Below are 373 nucleotides of genomic sequence, written 5' to 3'. Positions count from 1 at the left end.
CGCACGGCGTGATCATGATCTTCTTCGTGGCGATGCCTTTCGTCACCGGGCTGATGAACTTCGTCGTGCCGCTGCAGATCGGCGCGCGCGACGTCTCCTTCCCCTTCCTCAACAATTTCAGCTTCTGGATGACGGTGGGCGGCGCCATCCTGGTCATGGCCTCGCTATTCGTCGGTGAGTTCGCCCGCACCGGCTGGCTGGCCTATCCGCCGCTCTCGGGCATCAACTACAGTCCCGATGTCGGCGTCGACTACTACATCTGGGCGCTGCAGGTCGCCGGCGTCGGCACGACCTTATCCGGCATCAACCTCATCTGCACCATCATCAAGATGCGCGCCCCCGGCATGACGATGATGCGCATGCCCGTCTTCAC

1 protein-coding gene is annotated in these 373 nt (G+C 62.5%); it reads left to right on the top strand.

Annotation, left to right across the window (positions count from 1 at the left end; all coding sequences use genetic code 11):
* Positions 1–373, top strand: a 373-nt coding sequence (locus EN853_RS33250) for a cbb3-type cytochrome c oxidase subunit I (RefSeq protein ID WP_189473188.1), incomplete at both ends; no start/stop codon positions are given.

The sequence above is a fragment of the Mesorhizobium sp. M1C.F.Ca.ET.210.01.1.1 genome (genome assembly GCF_004791585.1).
Lineage (GTDB): Bacteria > Pseudomonadota > Alphaproteobacteria > Rhizobiales > Rhizobiaceae > Mesorhizobium.
This window is presented reverse-complemented; position numbering and strand designations above follow the sequence as displayed.